This is a genomic window from Sphingomonas sp. UYEF23 (assembly GCF_040546165.1).
GTDB classification, from domain to species: domain Bacteria; phylum Pseudomonadota; class Alphaproteobacteria; order Sphingomonadales; family Sphingomonadaceae; genus Sphingomonas; species Sphingomonas glacialis.
The window spans coordinates 166,692-186,522 of sequence record NZ_JBEPNG010000002.1; the positions used below are offsets into that span (position 1 = coordinate 166,692).

Below are 19,831 nucleotides of genomic sequence, written 5' to 3' on the forward strand. Positions count from 1 at the left end.
CTATCCGAATATCCAAACGGCCATCGCGATGATCGGTTCCGAGAAAAGATGCGCGTCGGCGATTTTTTCGGTTCCCCCGGGCGGATCAATCGCGCCCGGTCACCGCGACTGCGATCTCGTATGCTCCGACCATCGGATCGTAATGGAGTTTCGAGCGCAATTGGCGCGACAACCCCTCGATGACGCGGCCATAGCGCTCCGCCACCAACGCGCGCATCCGGTCGTTGTCGACCAGCGCCGGCGAGTTGATCCGCAGGACGGCGCGATCGGCCACATCGGCGGCGGCGATCGAGATGCGCATGTTGGCTGTCGGATTCACCGTCATCGCGAGTTCGATGATTTCGGTCAGCAGGAAGGCGATTGCAATCGCGACGTCCTGGTTGGCGAGGTAGGGGGCAATGTCGAGCTGGATCGCGATCGGTGCGTCCTCGGGCGCGGTCGCGCGGATGTTCGCGGCCAATTCACCGAGCACCGAGCGCAACGAGAGCCCGCGATTTTCCTCGAGCTCGGCAAAATGGTTGCGATGCACCACCGCCAGCGCGTCGACGCGGCGCTGGATCGAAGCATAGGCCTGCGTCGCCTCGACGCTGCGGGCCGCGCGGGCGTGGAAATTGATCAGGCTCGAGATGACTTGAAGGTTGTTCTTGACGCGGTGGTGCACCTCGCGCGTCAGCTTGGTCTGGCGGACCAGTCCTTCGGCGAGGCCGGCTTCGTGCTCGGCGACCGTCCGGCTGATCGCGCGGAAGGTCTCGCCGAGTTCGCGGATTTCCTGCGCGGGCAGGGCTTGCATCGTGCCCGGATCGATTTCCTCGCCCGGCACGAAGTTCGCGACACGCGTGCGCAATTGGCGCAGCGAGCGGATCAGCAGGCGGTCGACGACGAACCAGCTGATACCGGCGGCGGCGGCCCACATGATGATCGGCAGCAACAGCGCGACCAGCACCGGCGAGGTGATCGGCGCACCCTGCACTTCGGTGGTGAGGACGACGGACCCCACGCCGATGACGGTATTGATCGTCGCGCGGCGTTCGAGCGCGGTCCGCGGCGGCAAGGCGTGGAGTAGAAGCGCGTCGCGATCGAGCACCAGATGCGCTTCATAGGGGAGCGGCGCGTTGCTCGGCATCGCGGTGGCGGCGAGCACGCGCGTCGGGAAAAACGCGGCGGCGTTGGTCCGGCCACTGGTGCTTGTGGTCGAAAGCGTCAGGCCCTGGCCGGGGATGAGATGCGCGGCAATCGCAGTGCCCGGCTTGGTCGCGCTGGGCGCTGCCCCCGCGCGAAGCGGCTCGCCGCAAATTACGCGTCCAGTGGAGTCTGAGATGACGAATCGAGTACCCATCGCGGCTTGCGGCGCGAATACGCCTTGCGCACGCGCGCAGCTCGGGGCGTCGCCGGGATCGCTTTCGAGGGCGTTGAGCGAAACCCGCAGCGCGGTCATGTCACCGACCAGCTCGATCGCGAGCTTACGCGCGCTTTCGGTGGCGGTGACCTGCATCTGCGCGCGGGTGGCTTCGTCGGCGAGCTGTGCGGTACGGATTGTCGCGAAGAAGGCGATGATCGCCAGTGGCAAAAGACAGATGCCGAGGATCAGAAAGACTTTTGCGCCGGTCGGAATCCGGTCGAGCGCGCCACCGATCCGCCCGGACTGAAGAGGGGGGGCGGTATCGCCAGCGATGTCAGTCATGCAACGCTCAGTCTAGTTTGCCCAGCAAGTCCAGCATCTCGGGCGGAATCGTCTCTTCGACGGTGCGCTGATACACCGTCCGCAAGGCCGCACCCATATCGCGGTCCTTGCTTTGAACCTTCGCACCAGGATTGGACGCGCGCGCCGCAACCGGCTTCTTCGAAGATTCGTCGCCCGAACGCAATGCAGTCCCCCTGGGTCACACCGGCAGACCCGGTCGTGTGAATATGGTACCGTAACAAACGGCTCGTAGATCGACTGTCGGACAATCGCAACGACCGATGTTCCAGCATGAAACCAAATAAGCGTTCGATGGTTCCGCACTCGACGCGATTTTAATTCCGGTTTTTTGGGGTACGAAAACGCGTTGCATTGCCAGGGGGCCGCTTCCACAAGGTCCCCCGATCATTACCTCAGGGAGACCCCGACAGTCATGTCGTTAGGACAGCAGCTTGCCCCCCATCTTCCGTTCCTGCGTCGCTATGGTCGTGCGCTGACCGGGAGCCAGACGCACGGCGACCGGTATGTGCGCGCGACGCTCGAAGCGATCGTTGCCGCTCCCGACGAGTTCCCACGCGAAGTCGATCCGCGCCTCGGCCTGTATCGCATGTTCCAGGCGATCTGGACCTCGACGAATTACGACGAGACTCCGGAGAACATGAGCGCGGGCGATCTCGACGGTCAGGAATCGATCGCGCGGGCGCGGCTTGCGCGGATGACCCCGTTGTCGCGTCAGGCCTTGCTGCTGACCGCGATGGAAGGCTTTACGCCCGAGGACGCGGCCTATCTGATCGACGTCGATACGAGCGAAGTCGAATTGCTCGTCACCGAAGCCCTTGCCGAGATCGAGAAGCAGACGCGCGCTCGCGTGCTGATCATCGAGGACGAGCCGATCATCGCGATGGATATCGAGACGATCGTGCGCGATCTTGGCCATGACGTGACAGGCGTTGCGGTTACGCGCGACGAAGCCGTTGCGCTGGCGATGGAAGATCGTCCTGGCCTGGTGCTCGCCGATATCCAGTTGGCCGATGACAGTTCGGGCATCGACGCGGTCAAGGACATCCTCGCCGAGTTCGAGGTTCCCGTGATCTTCATCACCGCGTTCCCCGAGCGTTTGCTGACCGGCGAGCGGCCCGAGCCGACCTTCCTCATCACCAAGCCGTTCCAGCGTTCGACCGTCAAGGCGGCAATCGCCCAGGCGCTGTTCTTCGATCAGGCAACCGTTCCCGTCATCTGAGGGAACCCATTCGCGCCCCTGTGTGTTGGGTTCCATACGATACGGAACCACAACGACAGGGGGCGCGCATGGACCATGACGATCCGATCGAACTGAGCAAGCAAGATGCCCGCGCCGGTTCGACGCCCCATGTCACGCGGTACGTGCTGGGCATATCGCTGACCCTGATCATTGTGATCTTCGCGGTCCTGCTGTTTTTCTCCCAACGATAAAGTCGCTTAGTCGGTCGTATTGGACATTGATGTCCGATGCCCCCATTTGAGCTCTGCAAAGCCGAGACTGGATTACATGACCGACGCGATCGACCATGACGAAGATGATGCGCCCGAGCCCGTGGTGGAGCATGTTTCGCTCTCTGACCCGGAATTCAAGGCGCAGCTGGCACAGGTCATTCCGCACCTGCGCGCCTTTGGTCGGTCGCTTTCAGGCAATCGCGATCTTGCGGACGATCTCGTCCAGGAAACGCTGATGAAGGCCTGGGCGGCGCGGCTGCGCTTCCAGGCTGGTACGAACATGCGCGCCTGGACCTTCATCATCCTTCGCAACCTGTACCTGAGCCAGATGCGCCGGTCGCGCTTCAAAGGCGAATGGGACGATCTGGTCGCCGATCGGATTCTCGCGGCGCCGGCGAGCCAGGACAAGCATGTCGAGCTCGGGGACATGCAGCGCGCCTTGCTGCACCTTCCGCAGCCCCAGCGCGAGGCCTTGATCCTCGTCGGCGCGGGCGGTTTTGCCTATGAAGAGGCGGCGGAGATCTGCGGCGTCGCGGTCGGCACCATCAAGAGCCGGGTCGCGCGTGGTCGCGTCGCGCTGGAAGCCGTGATGAACGACAATTCGCTCGCATCGCGTCGCACCCACAGCAATGAGCCCGGCATGTCCGCGCTCGACACGATCATGGGCGAAGTCGATGAATTGAGCCGCGAGCGACGCTAGCCGTCGTGTCGCGCGCTCAGCGCCGCACTTTTTGCAGGTCGATCGTGTCGAGGACCGCAAGGATGTCACTGAACGGGTCGGTCGCTGCGTGCGCTTGCGGATACGCACTGCGGAGCGCCGACGAGATGATGTCCGAGCGAGCTGGCGCCGCGACGAGGTACGCCGTGGTGGGCAGGTTTTGTCCAGTCGAGGCATAGGACTTTGACATATGTCAACAACGGCCGACCACACCGTTAGTTGCGTGCTATTTGGCCTGTCCTGGCTCAAGGCATGATCTCGACCATGAAAAACGCTGTCTCCGATCAAGATGTTGTTGCAGCCGTCGATCGCGCCAGGCGCTGGTCGCCGTTCCTCGCTGTCTTGCTCGAACGCGAGCCTGAACTGGCGCAGAGCCTTGCGGGCGGCGTTCTACCCGCGCTGCGCACGATCGAGATCGCAGACCTGACGATGCCGCCGGCACGCCGGCTGCGGCTGGAGCGCCGGCGGCTGGCACTGCGAGTCGCGATCGGCGACCTGTCGGGGCGCGAGGATTTGTCGGCGGTCACGCGCGCTTTGTCGGACTTTGCCGATCGCGCGCTGCATACCGCGATCCTGACCGCGATCGAGGAACGTACGCCTGGCGCCGCCCCGATCGGCTTTACCGGAATCGCGCTCGGCAAGCAGGGCAGCCACGAACTCAATTATTCCTCCGACATCGATCCGATCCTGTTGTTCGATCCCGCGACGCTGCCGCATCGCGCGCGCGAAGCGCCCGAGGAAGCCGCGGTCCGCATCGCCAAGCGCGTCGTCGAGATCCTGCAGGCGCGGGATGGCGACGGCTATGTCCTGCGCGTCGACTTGCGGCTGCGCCCGTCGCCCGAGATCACGCCGATCGCCTTGTCGGTCGATGCAGCGATTTCCTATTACGAATCGCTGGCGCTGCCATGGGAGCGCGCCGCCTTCATCCGTGCGCGTGCGGCAGCGGGGGACATTGCGCTGGGCGAGCGCTTCCTGACCGCGGTGCAGCCGTTTGTGTGGCGCCGCGCGCTCGATTTCGGCGCCATCGGCGAGATTCGCGGTATCTCGCGGCGGATCCGCGATCATTACGCGCAGGGGCAGGCGTTCGGCCCGGGCTACGATCTCAAGCGCGGGCGCGGTGGCATCCGCGAGGTCGAATTTTTCGCGCAGATCCACCAGCTGATCCACGGCGGCCGCGATCCCGCGCTGCGCGTCGCCGATACGCGCGGTGCGTTGGCGGCGCTTGCTGCGGCGGGCTGGGTCGATCCGGACGAGGCGGTGGCGCTGAGCGACTCGTATACGTTGCTTCGCACGATCGAACACCGCGTCCAAATGATCGAGGACCGCCAGACGCATCAACTCCCGACCGGAGAGGCGCTCGATGGCGTCGCGAAGCTGCACGGTGTTGCCGATGCCGGCGCGTTGCTCGATCTGCTTCGCCCGGCGGTGACCGCGACGGCGCGCAGCTATGACGCGCTCGACCCCGAAGAGGGCGATGCGCTGTCGTTCGAGGGGGATCGGCTCGATACGCAATTGGCCGAAGCGGGCTTTGTCGAGACCAAGCTTGCGGCGCAGCGAATCGAGCAATGGCGTGGCGGCGGCTACCCCGCGCTGCGCAGCCCGGCGGCGCGCGCGGCGCTCGAGGCGGTGTTGCCCGGTCTGATCGCGGCGCTCGGTGGCGCGCCCGATCCGCAAGGCGCGATCGTGCGGCTCGACCGGATGCTCGCGCGACTGTCGAGCGCGGTCAATTTCTTCCGGTTGCTCGAGGCACGGCCAGCGCTCGCGCGGCTGCTCGGTCTGATCCTCAGCCATGCCGAGACGCTTGCCGAGGATCTCGCGCGGCGGCCCGAACTGATCGACGGGCTGATCGACGCGACTGCGCTAGATCCGGTCGAGGATGTCGCGATGCTCGCGGGCGAGATGCGCGGCGGTGCGGATTACCAGGCGCAGCTCGACCATGTCCGGCGCATCGTCGGCGAAAAGCGCTTTGCGCTCGGTACCCAGATCATCGCGGGCGTGTCGGATCCGCTGATCGTCTCGGCCGGCTATGCGCGCGTCGCCGAGGCGGCGATCCGCGTACTCGCCGCCGCCACGATTGCCGAGTTCGCACTCGCGCACGGCCGTGTGCCGGGCAGCGAGCTGGTCATTCTCGCGCTCGGCCGGATGGGCGGCGGGGCGTTGACGCACGCGTCGGACCTCGACTTGATCTATCTCTTCACCGGCGATTATCTCGCCGAATCCGACGGGGCCAAGCCACTCGGCGCGGTGCTGTATTACAATCGGCTGGCGCAACGGATCAGCGCCGCGCTGTCGGTGCCGACCGCATCGGGACCGCTCTACGAGGTCGATACGCGGTTGCGCCCGTCGGGGACGCAAGGGCCGCTCAGCGTCTCGCTCGACGGGTTCGCACGCTATCAGCGCGAAAGCGCGTGGACGTGGGAGCATATGGCGCTCGCGCGCGCGCGGTGCGTGTTCGGAAGTGCGGACGCCGAGGCGGCGGTTTCGGCGATCGTCGGCGCGGTGCTGCGCGGTGATCGACCACGGCGCGACGTCGTCGCCGAGGGGACGAAGATGCGCGCCGATATGGCCGCGCACAAGCCGCCGCTCGGGCCGCTCGATGCCAAACTGCTCCCCGGCGGGCTCGTCGATCTCGAATTCGCGGTGCACATGGTGCAGCTGCAAAGCGGGCAGGGGCTCGATCCCAATTTGCGCCGCGCGATCGCTGCGCTGGACGCGGCGGGTCTGGCGCCCGCGGCGATGCTCCCCGCGCACGATCTGCTGACGCGGCTGCTCGTCACGCTGCGGCTGGTCGCGCCCGATGCGCGTGCGCCGGGCCCCGCGACGCAAGCGCTCGTCGCGCAGGCGCTCGGCATGACGGATTGGCCCGCGGTAGTTGCCTCGCTCGAGACGACGCGGCAGGAGGTGTCCGCCTGGCTCAAGCATGTCGAGGAACCAACACCATGACGACCACCCAGACGACCATCGATGTGGGCGATTCGCTGCCGGATCTCGACCTCGTCCTGCCCGACGGCGCGCAAACCGCCTTGCGCGACCGGGTCGGCCGGATCTTCGTGCTCTATTTCTACCCCAAGGACGATACGAGCGGGTGTACTCGCGAAGCACAGGATTTCAGTGCGCATCAGGCGAATTTCGATGCACTCGGCGCAGACGTGCTCGGTGTTTCGCGGGACACGCCCGCGAAACACCAGAAGTTCATCGCCAAATACGATCTCGCCGTACCGCTGGCGAGCGACGAGGACGCGGTCGTGCTCGAGGCGTTCGGTGTGTGGGTCGAGAAGCAGATGTACGGCAAGACCTATATGGGGATCGAGCGCGCGACGTTCCTGTTCGATGCGAAGGGCGTGCTCGTGCGCGCCTGGCGCAAGGTGCGCGTGCCCGGCCATGTCGCCGAAGTGCTCGAGGCGGTTCGCGCCATCGCGTGACGGTTCCCCGCATCTGTCGATTCCATCAGTATTTTTACGATGCGCTAAACGACTCGCCGTGGCGATCAGCCGCTTGGCCGCGCCGGACCTATCCAGCCCTTGCGTGACACGCGCGCTATCGGTCACACACTGCGTGTCCGGGTGCAGGGGGTTGTAGCCGGATCGAAAGTGGGGCGGGCGCTGGCATTATCCGGCAAACGCAATTTGATCGCCGGGGTCCAATGAACCGAATTTCGATCGAGTCTGGTGTGCGACTTGCGTCGCGTCTGAAGGCGTATTTCAAGACCCGCGATTTCATCTTCCATGACGGACGTGATCTCAAGCGTTTCAGCCTTGGCGGTCGTGCGCAGGCGATGATGGCGGGTGTCGCTGGCGTGACGCTGTGCTTCTCGGCCTACGGCGTGGCGCAGGCCGCGGTCGGCGCCGCAGCGATGAGCGGTATCGTCGATGCGCCACTCTCGCCCGAAGCCAAGGTCGCACAGCTGCGCATTCGCGTCAGCAAGATGCAGGCCGACGTCGCGACGATCAAAGCCGCGGCACAGGCGCACGCCGCGCGGATCGACCAGCGCCAGGCGCTGCTCGTCGCGGTCGTGTCGGGCAAGGGCGATGCCGCCGCGCTCGCCAAGCCGACCCCGACGGTCGACCCCAAGGCCGATGCGCTTGCTGCCGATGTCGTCGCGCCGCTCAAGAAGATCGAACAGCAGCAAGTCGCGGTCGCGGTGCAGGCGCGCCGTGTCGTCGACCAGCGCTTTGCAAAGGCTGTCGCGCATGTCCGCAGCCTCGGGCTCAACCCGGCGCGGATCGTCGCCAAGCAGCCCGCAATGGGCGGCCCGTACGAAGCCGCCGACAGCGCCGCGACCGAAGCCGACCTACGCGCCGACACTCAGTTCCGCTCGCTGTTCATGACGTGGAAGAAGCTCGATACGCTCCAGCAGGGCGTGATCGCGATCCCCTCGGCGCAGCCCGTCGCGCATCTCAATTACACCAGCAATTACGGGATCCGTTCGGATCCCTTCCGCGGCACCGCCGCGATGCATGCCGGCGTCGATATCCCCGGCCCGGTCGGCACGCCGATCTACGCCACCGCCGACGGCATGGTCGATCGCGCCGAGCGCGCCGGTGGCTATGGCAACATGGTCGAGCTCGATCATGGCAAGGGGATCCAGACGCGCTACGGCCATCTCTCGAAGATCCTGGTCGAGCCGGGCACGCGCGTGCATCGCGGTCAGCTGATCGCGCTGATGGGTTCGACCGGGCGTTCGACCGGGCCGCACCTCCATTATGAAGTGCGGATCGACGGTCGCGCGGTGAACCCCGTGCCGTTCCTGCAGACCGCCGACTATCTCGTCGCGGCGCAGGACAAGTCGATCTCGACGATCCCGGTCTCGGTCGGCGGGCCTGCCGCAGCGGACTGATTTCCGCGCTGGTTGCCGTTGGCGCTGCAAAGGCTTATCTTGGCGGCATGGCCACACTCGCTCCCGAAATCGCGCTCACGCCCTCTGCCGCCGCTCGCGTCGCGATGATCGCGGGCAAGCAAGGCAAGCCGCCGATCCTCCGGCTGTCGGTCGATGGCGGGGGATGCTCGGGCTTCCAGTATAAATTCGGCTTTGCCGATGCGGTCGATGCCGATGATGCCGTCGCCGAGCAGGACGGCGTGCGTCTGGTGGTCGATTCGATCAGCCTCGATCTCGTCCGCGGCGCGGCCGTCGATTATGTCGAGGAACTCGGCGGCGCCGCGTTCAAGGTGACCAACCCGCAGGCGGCGTCGGGTTGCGGTTGCGGTTCCAGCTTCTCGGTGTAACGTCCGGCCCCAACCAAGGGGCAGCGCCACGTGAAGATCGTTACATTCAACATCAACGGCATCAAGGCGCGCCTGCCGCGCCTGCTGGAATATCTCGCCGAGCAGCAGCCCGACGTCGTGTGCCTGCAGGAACTCAAGACCAGCGACGAGACCTTCCCGGAGGCCGACATCCGCGCGGCGGGCTACGGCGTGTTGTGGCACGGCCAGAAGAGCTGGAACGGCGTTGCGATCCTCGCGAAGGGGCAGGATCCGGTCGAGCGCCAGCGCGGCCTCGAGGGCGAGCCCGAGGACGAGCACAGCCGCTATCTCGAGGCCGAGATCGACGGGCTGGTGGTCGCCTCGATCTACCTCCCCAACGGCAACCCGCAGCCGGGACCCAAGTTCGACTACAAGCTGCGCTGGATCGATCGCCTCGCCGCGCGGGCGCACGTTTTGCTCGCCGAGGAGCTGCCCGTCGTGCTCGCGGGCGATTACAACGTCATTCCCAATGACGATGACACCTATTCGGTCCGCGCGATGCAGGACGATGCGCTGATGCAGCCCGAGAGCCGCGCCGGCTTCCGCACGCTCGTTGCGCAAGGCTGGACCGATGCGCTGCGCACGCGTCACCCGGGTGGCGGGGTGTGGACCTTCTGGGACTATCAGGCAGGCGCATGGCAACGTGATGCCGGCTTCCGTATCGATCACCTGCTGCTCAGCCCGATGGCAGCCGATCGGCTGCTCGATGCCGGCGTCGACAAGGCGTATCGCGCGCGCGAGAAGGCAAGCGACCATGCGCCGACTTGGGTGATGCTGCGCTGAGGTTTGCCACCGACAATCGGTATTATCCGCCGGAGGTTGGTATGCGAGGCCATTCATCTGAATGAAAGAATCGAAAAATAGCTAGGTAAACCAGGCTATTAAGTGTTTGGCATGACTAATGCACTGCTTCAGTCGCGAGCCGTTCAGCGGAACTCGCGAACTTTGCGGAGGACAGACCATGACCATCTTTTTGCTTCTCGCCACCAGCGCCCTGAGCATCGCAACCGCCCCCTTCGCCGGCGAGGCCCGCCCGGCGGCGACGCCATCCTCGCAGTCGATCGAGGCTGGCGCGCGCGCACCGACGGCGCAACGCGTGACGCGCTATTGCGTCGTCAACCAGGTCACCGGTTCGCGAATTCCACGCCGGACCTGCAAGACGCGCGCCGACTGGCTTGCCGACGAAGGTGTCGATCCGCTCGCCAAGGCCGACTGACCGATCGGATGGTGCCGCGACCCGCGCGGCACCATCGACCGCCTGCGCTACAGCGTCTTTTCGAAGATCCAGTAGCGCTTGTTGATCGTGCACTGGATCGCATCGGCGATCGAGCGCATCCCCTGATTGTCCTCGAGGATCCAGCCGATTTCGCCGCGCGTCGCGCCGTAATGCTCTACCGAGGCATCCTTGATGTACTGGATCAGCATGAAGGCGAGCTGGCTGGCGAGCCGCGAGGATTGGAGCTCCTTGAGCACCCCCATCAACGGCACGCGGACCGTGCGCACCTTCGGCTTGCGCAGCCACAGCAGGATCTTGGCCCAGCCGAAGGGGAGCAGATTGCCCTTGAGCGGCTTGATCACTTCGTTGAGATCGGGAAGGTCGATCATGAACGCGACCGGGCGTCCGTCGAGTTCGGCGATGCGGATGAGATCGTTGAACACGATCGGCTTCAGCTTGACGCCGACATCCTTGATCTCGGGCGGGGTGAGGGGCACGAACCCCCAATTGTCGGCCCACGCATCGTTGAGGATCGCGAGGATGATCGCGGCTTCTTCCTCGAACTTGGTCTTGTCGACGTTGCGGATGCGGATTCGCGGGTTCTTTTCGCCCGACGCGATGATCCGCTGGAGCAGCGGCGGGAAGTCCTTGGTGATGTCGAGGTCGTAGGTCAGCAACTCCTTGACCTTGTGATACCCCGCCGCCTCGATCCAGCCGCGATATTCGGGCTTGGCATGGCCCATCATGATCGTCGGGGGGTGATCGTAGCCCTCGACCAGCAGTCCCGGCTCTTCCCAGATCGACATGCTGATCGGCCCGAGCGCGCGCGTCATGCCCTGGTCGCGCAGCCAGCCCTCGGCCGCCGCGATCAGCGCCGCCGCGATCGTCGCGTCCTCGGCGTCGAACAGCCCCCATTGCCCACACCCGGGGCCGAAGCCCTTGGACGGATCCATCGTCAGCGCGAGCGTATCGATATGCGCCGAAATTCGCCCGACGACCGTGCCGCCGCGCTCGGCGAGGAAGAGCTGTGCGATCGCATGGCTGAACCAGCCGTTCTTTTCGGGCGTGATCAGTCCGAGCGCTTCGCCTTTCAGCGGTGGAACCCAATTGGGGTCGTTCGCGTAGAGCCGAAACGGCAGGTCGACGAAGCGCTTGCGATCGGCCTTGCTGTCGATCGGCCGGATGGTTAGCGGGGCAGGGGCCATGAGCGGTTCACCTCGAGAAGATCGGTCAACGCCCTTCCGGGTCTGCCCGCTCACTGTCAAGCAATCGCGCAGCTCCCCCCTGTTTTGCCACCGTCTAGCCACTATCTTCTTGCAATGGCACACTCCATGAACGCTTCGATTTCCCTGGACCAGCGCGCGGCCGCGCCAACGATTGCTCCGCGCGTCGCGCTGTCGAGCATTGCCGATGATCGCGCGATGTTGCGCACAGTCGCCGAATTGACGCGCGATCTCAACGCGCCACGCCCGCTTATCTATTGGACCGACTTCCTGCTTTCGGCGGGAGTCGGTTACGCTGGCTTGGCGATCGCGATGACGACTCCGTCGCTTGGCCTCGGGCTCGTTGCGGCGTTGGTCGCGATTCTCGGCCTGTATCGCGCGGGCAGCTTCATCCATGAAATCACGCATATGCGGCACGCATCGGTGCCCGGCTTCCGGCTTGGCTGGAACCTGATCGCGGGCGTGCCGCTGTTGGTGCCGAGCTTCATGTATGAGGGCGTCCACAACCTTCATCACGCCCGCACGCGCTACGGCACGGTCGAGGATCCCGAATATCTGCCGCTCGCTTTGATGAAGCCGTGGACGTTGCCGGTGTTCATCCTGACCGCGCTGCTCGCGCCGATCGCGTTGCTGGTCCGCTTCGGCGTGCTGAGCCCGTTGTCGCTCGTCGTGCCGGGTCTGCGCCGCACGCTGATCGAGCGCTATTCGTCGCTGTCGATCAATCCGTCGTTCCGCCGGCGCATGCCCGAGGGCGAGGTCGCGCGGCAAATGCTGCTGCTCGAGATTGCGTGCAGCTTGTGGGCGATCACGCTGATCGTCGTGATCGCGACGGGTGTGCTCCCGCTGCGTCAGGCGGCGATCTTCGGGGCGATCCTGTCGGTTACTTACGTTCTCAACCAGGTTCGCACGCTCGTCGCGCATCTGTGGGAGAATGAGGGGGAGACGATGACCGTCACCGCGCAATATCTCGACACGGTCAATGTGCCGCCGCCGGCTTTGCTGCCCGTGCTGTGGGCGCCGGTCGGTCTGCGCTATCACGCGCTGCATCATCTCATCCCGGGCGTGCCGTATCACGGCCTCGCCGAGGCGCATCGTCGCCTGTCGGCTGCGCTCGCACCCGAATCGCCGTATCACAAGGCGAGCTATAAGGGGCTGCCGGGACTGGTTTCACGGCTGGTGCGCAGCACGATGGGACGCCGCGGCTAGGATCGCCCCTCCGGCTCGCGCGTTCCCCGGCGAAGGCCGGGGCCCAGTAGCGGGCCGGTCCACTGCTCACGAGCGAGCCCACCACGCCCGGACCCGGACCTCTGCCGGGGACCTGCTATTCCCTAGGATGCAATGGCGTCGCGCGCCTGTCCCGATGGCGGTCGGCGCCTATTCCTCGGTGCGGATCAGCACCGCTTCGCCGATCATCAGGAACAGCAGGAACGGCGCCCACGCGGCGAGGAACGGCGGGTACGCGCCGAGATTGCCCATCGCCAGCGCGAAATTATCGGCGACGAAGTAGAAGAAGCCGAGCATCATTCCGATCACCGCGCGAACGAACAGCTTGCCCGAGCGCGCCAGCCCGAACGCCGCGACCGCACCGAGCAGCGGCATCAGCATCGATGACAACGGCCCCGACAGTTTGTGCCACATCGCGCCCTCGAGCGCCTTGGTCGGGCGTCCGCCGGCCTTCAGATCGGCGATCGCGGCGTGGAGCCCACCGAACGACAGCCCGTTGGCGTCGATCGTTGCAAGCGTGAACTGGTCGGGCCGGACGTCGCGACCGATCACGAGCGATGGGAGTCGCGTCAGCTTGCCGCTTGCCACATCGAAGCGCGTTGCCGGGCCGACCTTCCAGCCACCCGACACGCGCACGCCGGTCTTCGCCGAGACGACCGCGACGAGGCTGCCGCCCTCGCGGTCGAACAGCGTGATCCCGCCGAGCTTGGCGGCATCGCCATGCCCGCGGACTTGTTCGACCTGGATCAGATCGTCGCCGTCACGCACCCAGACATTGGCGCGGTCGCCGCGGTCGATCGGCATCGGGCCGTAATCTACCTTCTGCCACTGATTGAGCGTCGCGGTCGCGCGGCTGACGATGCGGTCGTTGAAGCTGAACGAGATGATCGCGACGCCGAGGCTCGCGACGAGCAACGGCGCAAGGATCTGGTGCGCCGACAGTCCCGATGCTTTCAGCGCGATGACTTCGCTGTTCTGGTTGAGCGTCGACAGCGTGATGATCGTGCCGAGCAGCACCGAGAAGGGCAGGAAGGTCGCGATGATCTCGGGAATGCGCAGCGTGAGATAGCGCGTGATCTCGGCCTGGCCATTGCCGGCATAGGCCAGGATGTGGCCGCTCTCGCTCAGCAGGTCGAGCGCCTGGAGCACGAGCACGAACATCGCCAGCACCGCGAAGGTGCGGATCAGGAACATCTTGCCCATGTAGAGCGAGACGGTGCGCGACGGGAACAGTTCGAGCGAGATCATGCCTTGGCGCCCTTATCGCGACGACCGGGGAGCAGCTTGCGGACAGATTTCGCGAGCTTCGAGAAGACGCGTTCGAGCGCACCGATCGGTTGCCCGCCGGGGACATAGGCGATCGTGTAGAACATCCACAGCGTCAGCCCCGCGAACACCGTGAACGGGATCCAGATCGCCAGCACCGGATCGATCTTGCCGAGCCCGCCGACCGCCTGCGCATATTCGTTCACCTTGTGATAGGCGACGATCATGATGATCGCGAGGAACACGCCGAGCGCCGAGGTCGAGCGCTTCGGCGGGATGCCGAGCGCGAGTGCGAGCAGTGGGAGGAGCAGGATCGACAGCACTTCGGCGGTGCGGAAGTGGAAGGCGGCGCGGCTGGTGTCGCGCAGTTCCTTGTCGGCCTTGCGGTCGCTGCCGATGCGCGCGAGCTCGGGCAGCGTGCGTTCGAGATTCTCGCCGCCGCGGACACGGAAATTCTCGGTCTTGGGCAGCGGGATCGGCAGGTCGTTGCTGCTGAAGCGCAGCACGCGCGGCGTCGCGACCTTGGCTTCGGTGCGCACCAGCGTGCCGTTGGTCAGCCGGAAGATGATCTCGTCGGGATTGTCGGTCGCGAAGAACTGGCCGGTCTCGGCGGTCACCGCGATCGAGCCGCCCTTATTGTCGTCCTTGCGCAGGAAGATGCCCGACAGGCGGCGGCCGTTGTCGTGGCTCTCTTCGATCCTGAGCGTCATGTCGTTGCCGAAATGCGTGAACTCACCGACCTTGATCGACGCGCCGAGCGCGCCGGTGCGCAGCTCGAAGCGCAGTTTCTCGTAATTGTAGCGCGCGTCGGGCTGGACGAAGCCGACGATCGCGAAGTTCAGCGCACAGAGCGCGATCGCGTACATATAGGGCACGCGCAGCATCCGCGGATAGCTCATGCCGACCGCGCGCATCACGTCGAGCTCGGACGAGGTGGCGAGCTTGCGGAAGGCGAGCAGCGTGCCGAGCAGCAGCCCGACCGGGATGCCGAGCCCGAAATATTCGGGAAGCAGGTTGGCAAGCATCCGCCACACTACGCTGACCGGGCCACCCTCGGTCGCGACGAAATCGAACAGCCGCAACATGCGGTCGAGCACGAGCAGCATCGCGAAGATGACGAGCGTCGCAAAGAGCGGCACCGCGATCAATCGCACCAGATAGCGGTCGATGGACTTCATGAGCTGGGGCGAAGGGCTTCTGGCCGGAGGGAGGGGAACACCCGCATCGCGCGGCTATATCGAGCCGCAGACGCCGCGTCAGCTACCAAATCACGCGGCGGCAAGGCGGTCCAGGATCGTTGCAGCGCGCGCGGCGATCGCGGCGGCGACCGCGCGTTCGAGCGCGACCAGCGTGAAGGGCTTGCGCAGCACGTGATGCCCGCCGAATTCGGCCTCGCCGCCCGCCTCGCCGGCATAGCCCGTGACGAACAGGACAGCGAGCTCGGGGTTTGCCGGCAGCAACGCCGCCACCATTTCGGGGCCGGTCTGCCCCGGCATCAAGACATCGGACACGAGCAAGTCGACATGCGCGGCCTGTGCCAGCATCCCCGGCGCGGCGAGCGGATCGTCGCACGCGATCGGGCGATGGCCGAGTTCCTCGAGCGCGCCCATCGTCGCGGCGAGCACGCGCGGATCGTCCTCGACCACCAGAATGTCGAGGGCTAGATGCTCGATCATTGTATCGGGCGCGGTCTCGACCCGCGGCGCGACCGCCGATCCTTCGCGGTAGCGCGGCAGGTACATCGTCACGATGCTCCCCTGATCGACGACCGATTCGATCCCGACCTGGCCATCGGCCTGGCGGACGAAGGCGAACACCTGGCTGAGGCCGAGCCCCGTACCCTTGCCCGCCGGCTTGGTGGTGAAGAACGGCTCGAACACGCGCTCGAGCAGATCGGCGCTCATGCCGCAGCCGCTGTCGGCGACGCTCAGCGCGACATAGTCGCCGGCATGGCACGTCCCGACCGCACCTTCGGCAAGCGTGACCCCGGCGGCGGTGATCGTCAGCTTGCCGCGTCCGTTCATCGCATCGCGCGCGTTGACCGCGAGGTTGAGCACGGCGTTTTCGAGCTGGTGGCGATCCGAGCGTACCAGCCAGGCGGCGTCCTGCGCGGCATCGACCGCGACCGAGACCCCGTCACCGAGCGTGCGATCGAGCAAGTCCGACATGCCGAGCACGAGCGCGACGGGCTCGATCGGTTCGGTGCGCAGCGCTTCCTCGCGCGAGAAAGCGAGCAGTTGGCGCGTAAGCGCGGCGGCACGATTGGCCCCTTCGGTGGCATTGTCGATATGACGGTGCGCGGCGCTCGACTCGGCCCCGAGCTGGCGTTTGGCGAGCTCCAGTCCGCCGAGCACGACCGCCAGCATATTGTTGAAGTCGTGCGCGATGCCGCCGGTCAGCTGGCCGACGGCTTCCATCTTCTGGACCTGGCGTAGCTTGCTTTCCTGCGCGAGCAATACCGCCGAGGCGCGCTCGACTGCCGCCTCGAGCTCGATCGCGCGGTCGCGTTCGGCATCGGCCTCGGCGCGTGCGACCGCGCTTTGGCCGAGCGCGGTGACGGTCAGCCAGCCGAGCGCCACCGCGCCGACGAGCAGCAGGATGCCAAGCACCGACAGCGTGCTGGCAAGGCCGCTCGAGCGCGCGACCGAGCGCATCGCATCCCCTGTGCGGTCGGCGAGCAGCGCGCGCTCCTGAGCGCCGATCTTGTCGAGCAGGTCGTCGATCTGGCTCAGCGAGGCCGACTGGCGCGCCTTGTAATAGAGCGGGATCGCCTGGCCGTTGCGCTTGTAGAAAGTATTGAGCGCAATCGTCGACAGCTCGGCGCCGCGCGCGTCGAAAGCGCGACGCAACGGGATGATCAGCGCTTGCTGCTCGGCATTGTCGCGCGTGATCCGGTCGAGCCGCGCGAGTTGCTGGCCGGCCAATTGCCAGTCGGCCGAATAGGTCTGGCCGAGATTGGTGTCTGCACTGATGACGTAGCGCCCGAGCGACGCCTCGGCGCGCGCGATCGTCCCCGACAGGTTCGCCGAAAGGATCATCACCTCGTAGCTGTGCGTCTGCAGCTTAAGCGCGCGGTCGCGCTGGCGATTTGCCTCGCCGAGCGTCAGGATCAGCGCGACGAGCACGAAGACGCCCAGCGCCGCCACCACGACCAGCGTGATGGTGCGCCAGATCGACCGCGACGTATCCTCGTCGCTCGCTTCGCCCACCGTCCCGCTCATCGGATCAGTCTAACCTATGGCAAAACTCGTGGATAGGCTCGGGCGACAGTCAGGGCGGGGGTTCAGCCGATCACACCCAGGCTTCGGCCCGCAGCTTCGAACATCTTGAGCACGGTCGCGATCTGCGCGGGCGTATGCTCGGCGCAGAGCGAGCAGCGCAGCAGGAAGGTGCCTGCCGGAGTCGCGGGCGGGCGCGCCATGTTGACGTAAAGCCCGCCGTCAAGCAGCGCCTGCCACATCGCGACGGCGCGTTCCTGGTCATCGAGGATGATCGCAATGATCGCACTGTCGGAGGTTTCGGTGCCGAGCTTGAAGCCGAGCGCTTTCAAACCGCCATGCAGCGAGCGGGCATTCTCCCACAGCTGCGCGCGCTTCTTGTGCGCATGCTTCAACTTGCGGATCGAGGTGGCCGCGGTCGCGACGACCGAGGGCGGCAGCGACGCCGTGAAGATATAGGGGCGGCACGCAAGGCGGATCGCCTCGAACTTGGGGTGGTTCGACACGCAAAAGCCGCCGACGGTGCCGACCGATTTCGAGAAGGTGCCGATGATGAAATCGACATCGCCCTCGCAGCCGAGCTCTTCGTACACGCCGCGGCCGTTGGGGCCGTAAAAGCCCATCGAATGCGCTTCGTCGCTCAGCACCATCGCATTGTGCTTCTTGGCGATCGCGACCATTTCCTTGAGCGGTGCGATGTCGCCGAGCATCGAATAGACGCCCTCGAGGATGACGAGCTTGCCGGCGTCCTTGGGTAGGCGCCCGAGGCGCTTGTCGAGATCGGCGACGTCGTTGTGGCGGAAGCGGACGATCTCGGCATTGCCCTGCTTGCAGCCGTCATAGATCGACGCGTGGCTATCGGCGTCGAGAATGACGTATTCGCCCTTGCCGACGAGCGTCGAGATCATCCCGAGATTGGCCATATAGCCGGTCGAGAAGACGATCGCCCCCGACACGTCGTAGAAATCGCGCAGCGCGTCCTCGACCTCGATATGGTCGCGGAAGGTGCCGTTGAGCATCCGGCTGCCGTTGGTGCCCGATCCGTACTGGTCGAGCGCGTCCTTGCCTGCCTGGATCACGTCGGCATCGAAGGTCATTCCCATGTAATTGTAGGTGCCGAGCAGGATCGTGTCGCGGCCGGCGATCACCGCCTCGGTCGGCGACTTCACCTGCTCCATCACGATCGCGAACGGATCGGTGACGCCAGTGTCGATCAGCGCCTGGCGTTCGGCGATCAGCGCGTCGAATTTCGACATCAGGTCGCGTTCCGGCGCGATCTCGACGGGATCGACGGGCAGCTTCTCTGCGACAAGGCCGGCATCGGTCATCGAATCACCCCTTCAACTTGGCAACGGCATCGACGAGCTGGCCGACGGTCTCGATCTCGGCCTGCATGTTCATCGTGATGATGATGTCGAATTCGTCCTCGATCGCCGCGACGAAATCCATGACGGTCAGGCTGTCCCATTCGAGATCGCCCTGAAAAGTCGTCGCATCGCTCAGCGTGACGCCCTTTTTGTTGAAGGGTTCGATCTGTGCGGTGACGGTATCGTAAATGGCCTGGCGGTCGCTCATGGTCGGTCCTTGATCACTCTGTTCGTCGTTGCCGCACAAATGCGGCAGTTTTGCAGCAAGCCTATAGCAAGCCGTTGGCGCGATACCATGCCACGGTCTCGGCAAACCCCGCAGCCGTCGCGACCTTGGGGCGCCAGACAGCGGGGTCGGGGCGTTTGGCGGGGTCGGCGACCCAGTCGGGATGCGACAGATAGCCGACGCGGTCGGCGGTGAGTTTGGCACCCTTGCCGCGAAACGCTCCATCGAGTTTCGCGCCGAGCGTCAGGATCGCCTTGGGGAGCGCGATCGGCAGCACGCGGTGTTGTCCGGCCGCGACGCCCATCGCGCGGACCATTTCGGCATGAGTCCACCCATTGGGGCGGCCGTCGTCGGGCTCGAGGATCAGCCGCGGCGTCGCGTGTGTGGCGAGGACGATCAGCAGATCGGCGATGTCATCGGCGGCGATGATCGACGCGCGCCCGCCTGGCGGGAGCAAGGCGATGCCGCGCGACGCCATGCGGAACAGGTCGCGCATCTCCATGTCGCCGGGCCCATAGATCGCGGGGGGACGGACCACGACCCAGTCGAGCTCCGACGCGGCGAGGACGCGTTCGGATTCGGCTTTCGACCAGCCGTAATTCGACAGCAACGGCTCGCGTCCGGCGATCGAGGAGACGTGGACGAAGCGCTGCACGCCAGCGCGTGTCGCGGCATCGATCATCGCTTGCGTGCCGGCGATATTGCCCGCGGCAAAACCGGCGCGGTCGGGCGCGTTGACGACGCCCGCGATGTGGACGACCGCGTCCGCGCCCATCACGAGGCGATCGAGCGCATCGTATGTGTCGAGCGCGCCTTCGATCCAGGTGACGCCTGCGCGCGGCGGCTGCGGTCGGCGGGTGAGGGCGCGCACGTCGTGTCCCGCGGCGAGCGCGAGCGTGATCGCATGCGATCCGACGAAGCCGGTGCCGCCGGTAAGGGCCAGGACGCTCATGCAGTGGGTTCCTTCAGCAGCACGGA

At 65.7% G+C, this 19,831-nt stretch carries 20 protein-coding genes; 10 read left to right on the plus strand and 10 right to left on the minus strand.

Translation table 11 applies throughout. The features are described 5' to 3' along the window. Positions 1–85: 85 nt before the first annotated feature. The gene (locus ABIB28_RS03935) at positions 86–1,681 is read right to left on the minus strand and encodes a sensor histidine kinase (protein WP_322160460.1); all 1,596 of its coding nucleotides are present in this window, start codon (positions 1,679–1,681) and stop codon (positions 86–88) included. Positions 1,682–1,688: 7 nt separating this feature from the next. Then, positions 1,689–1,865, minus strand: a complete 177-nt coding sequence (locus ABIB28_RS03940) for a NepR family anti-sigma factor (RefSeq protein ID WP_229839242.1) — start codon at positions 1,863–1,865, stop codon at positions 1,689–1,691. Positions 1,866–2,114: 249 nt separating this feature from the next. Here ABIB28_RS03940 and ABIB28_RS03945 point away from each other — a divergent pair, with 249 nt between their 5' ends. The 3 genes from ABIB28_RS03945 to ABIB28_RS03955 all read left to right on the plus strand — a co-directional run bounded on the left by ABIB28_RS03945 (position 2,115) and on the right by ABIB28_RS03955 (position 3,854). Beyond that, positions 2,115–2,921, plus strand: a complete 807-nt coding sequence (locus ABIB28_RS03945; RefSeq protein ID WP_133189969.1) for a response regulator — start codon at positions 2,115–2,117, stop codon at positions 2,919–2,921. Between the two features lie 68 nt (positions 2,922–2,989). After that, a complete protein-coding gene (locus ABIB28_RS03950) occupies positions 2,990–3,133 on the plus strand; it encodes a hypothetical protein (protein WP_165954505.1) in 144 nt (47 codons plus the stop codon). Between the two features lie 76 nt (positions 3,134–3,209). Next, positions 3,210–3,854 carry a sigma-70 family RNA polymerase sigma factor gene (locus ABIB28_RS03955; RefSeq protein ID WP_133189967.1) on the plus strand — a complete coding sequence of 215 codons (645 nt, stop codon included), beginning with the start codon at positions 3,210–3,212 and terminating at the stop codon, positions 3,852–3,854. Between the two features lie 16 nt (positions 3,855–3,870). Here ABIB28_RS03955 and ABIB28_RS03960 read toward each other — a convergent pair whose 3' ends face one another. Continuing rightward, positions 3,871–4,062 (minus strand): hypothetical protein, encoded by a 192-nt coding sequence (locus ABIB28_RS03960; protein WP_322160459.1) that lies wholly within the window; start codon positions 4,060–4,062, stop codon positions 3,871–3,873. A 74-nt stretch (positions 4,063–4,136) separates the two neighbouring features. On the opposite strand from ABIB28_RS03960, the gene ABIB28_RS03965 reads away from it, so the two are divergent. The 6 genes from ABIB28_RS03965 to ABIB28_RS03990 all read left to right on the plus strand — a co-directional run bounded on the left by ABIB28_RS03965 (position 4,137) and on the right by ABIB28_RS03990 (position 10,329). Next, positions 4,137–6,815, plus strand: a complete 2,679-nt coding sequence (locus tag ABIB28_RS03965; protein WP_354286539.1) for a [protein-PII] uridylyltransferase family protein — start codon at positions 4,137–4,139, stop codon at positions 6,813–6,815. After that, positions 6,812–7,294, plus strand: a complete 483-nt coding sequence (locus ABIB28_RS03970) for a peroxiredoxin (protein ID WP_354286541.1) — start codon at positions 6,812–6,814, stop codon at positions 7,292–7,294. The genes ABIB28_RS03965 and ABIB28_RS03970 overlap by 4 nt, the downstream gene beginning before the upstream one ends. A 221-nt stretch (positions 7,295–7,515) precedes the next feature. Next, on the plus strand, positions 7,516–8,709 hold the full coding sequence (locus ABIB28_RS03975; RefSeq protein WP_354286543.1) for a M23 family metallopeptidase: 1,194 nt from the start codon (positions 7,516–7,518) through the stop codon (positions 8,707–8,709). A gap of 47 nt (positions 8,710–8,756) precedes the next feature. Further along, positions 8,757–9,095: an iron-sulfur cluster insertion protein ErpA gene (gene erpA / locus ABIB28_RS03980; protein WP_354286545.1), complete on the plus strand. Its 339-nt coding sequence runs from the start codon at positions 8,757–8,759 to the stop codon at positions 9,093–9,095. A gap of 30 nt (positions 9,096–9,125) precedes the next feature. Continuing rightward, complete coding sequence (gene xth / locus ABIB28_RS03985; RefSeq protein WP_354286547.1) at positions 9,126–9,896, plus strand: exodeoxyribonuclease III; 771 nt, start codon at positions 9,126–9,128, stop codon at positions 9,894–9,896. 178 nt (positions 9,897–10,074) lie between these two features. Continuing rightward, positions 10,075–10,329, plus strand: a complete 255-nt coding sequence (locus ABIB28_RS03990) for a hypothetical protein (protein ID WP_354286549.1) — start codon at positions 10,075–10,077, stop codon at positions 10,327–10,329. Positions 10,330–10,376: 47 nt separating this feature from the next. Here the strand turns inward: ABIB28_RS03990 and ABIB28_RS03995 are convergent, their stop codons facing one another. After that, the gene (locus ABIB28_RS03995) at positions 10,377–11,534 is read right to left on the minus strand and encodes an N-acetyltransferase (protein ID WP_354286551.1); all 1,158 of its coding nucleotides are present in this window, start codon (positions 11,532–11,534) and stop codon (positions 10,377–10,379) included. Positions 11,535–11,660: 126 nt separating this feature from the next. On the opposite strand from ABIB28_RS03995, the gene ABIB28_RS04000 reads away from it, so the two are divergent. After that, entirely contained in the window at positions 11,661–12,758 is a 1,098-nt protein-coding gene (locus tag ABIB28_RS04000) for a fatty acid desaturase family protein (protein ID WP_354286553.1), read from the plus strand. Positions 12,759–12,926: 168 nt separating this feature from the next. On the opposite strand, the gene lptG is transcribed toward ABIB28_RS04000, so the two are convergent. The 6 genes from lptG to ABIB28_RS04030 all read right to left on the minus strand — a co-directional run bounded on the left by lptG (position 12,927) and on the right by ABIB28_RS04030 (position 19,805). Further along, positions 12,927–14,024 (minus strand): LPS export ABC transporter permease LptG, encoded by a 1,098-nt coding sequence (lptG, locus tag ABIB28_RS04005; RefSeq protein WP_354286555.1) that lies wholly within the window; start codon positions 14,022–14,024, stop codon positions 12,927–12,929. Then, positions 14,021–15,220 carry an LPS export ABC transporter permease LptF gene (gene lptF, locus ABIB28_RS04010; RefSeq protein WP_189675456.1) on the minus strand — a complete coding sequence of 400 codons (1,200 nt, stop codon included), beginning with the start codon at positions 15,218–15,220 and terminating at the stop codon, positions 14,021–14,023. The genes lptG and lptF overlap by 4 nt, the downstream gene beginning before the upstream one ends. 90 nt (positions 15,221–15,310) lie before the next feature. Beyond that, positions 15,311–17,263, minus strand: a complete 1,953-nt coding sequence (locus ABIB28_RS04015; RefSeq protein WP_354286557.1) for an ATP-binding protein — start codon at positions 17,261–17,263, stop codon at positions 15,311–15,313. A gap of 62 nt (positions 17,264–17,325) precedes the next feature. Further along, the gene (gene spt / locus ABIB28_RS04020; protein ID WP_502958195.1) at positions 17,326–18,588 is read right to left on the minus strand and encodes a serine palmitoyltransferase; all 1,263 of its coding nucleotides are present in this window, start codon (positions 18,586–18,588) and stop codon (positions 17,326–17,328) included. Positions 18,589–18,592: 4 nt separating this feature from the next. Next, positions 18,593–18,835, minus strand: coding sequence for an acyl carrier protein (locus tag ABIB28_RS04025; protein ID WP_010185174.1), 243 nt, complete (start codon positions 18,833–18,835; stop codon positions 18,593–18,595). Positions 18,836–18,896: 61 nt separating this feature from the next. Further along, positions 18,897–19,805, minus strand: a complete 909-nt coding sequence (locus ABIB28_RS04030) for an NAD-dependent epimerase/dehydratase family protein (RefSeq protein WP_354286559.1) — start codon at positions 19,803–19,805, stop codon at positions 18,897–18,899. Positions 19,806–19,831 lie beyond the last annotated feature (26 nt).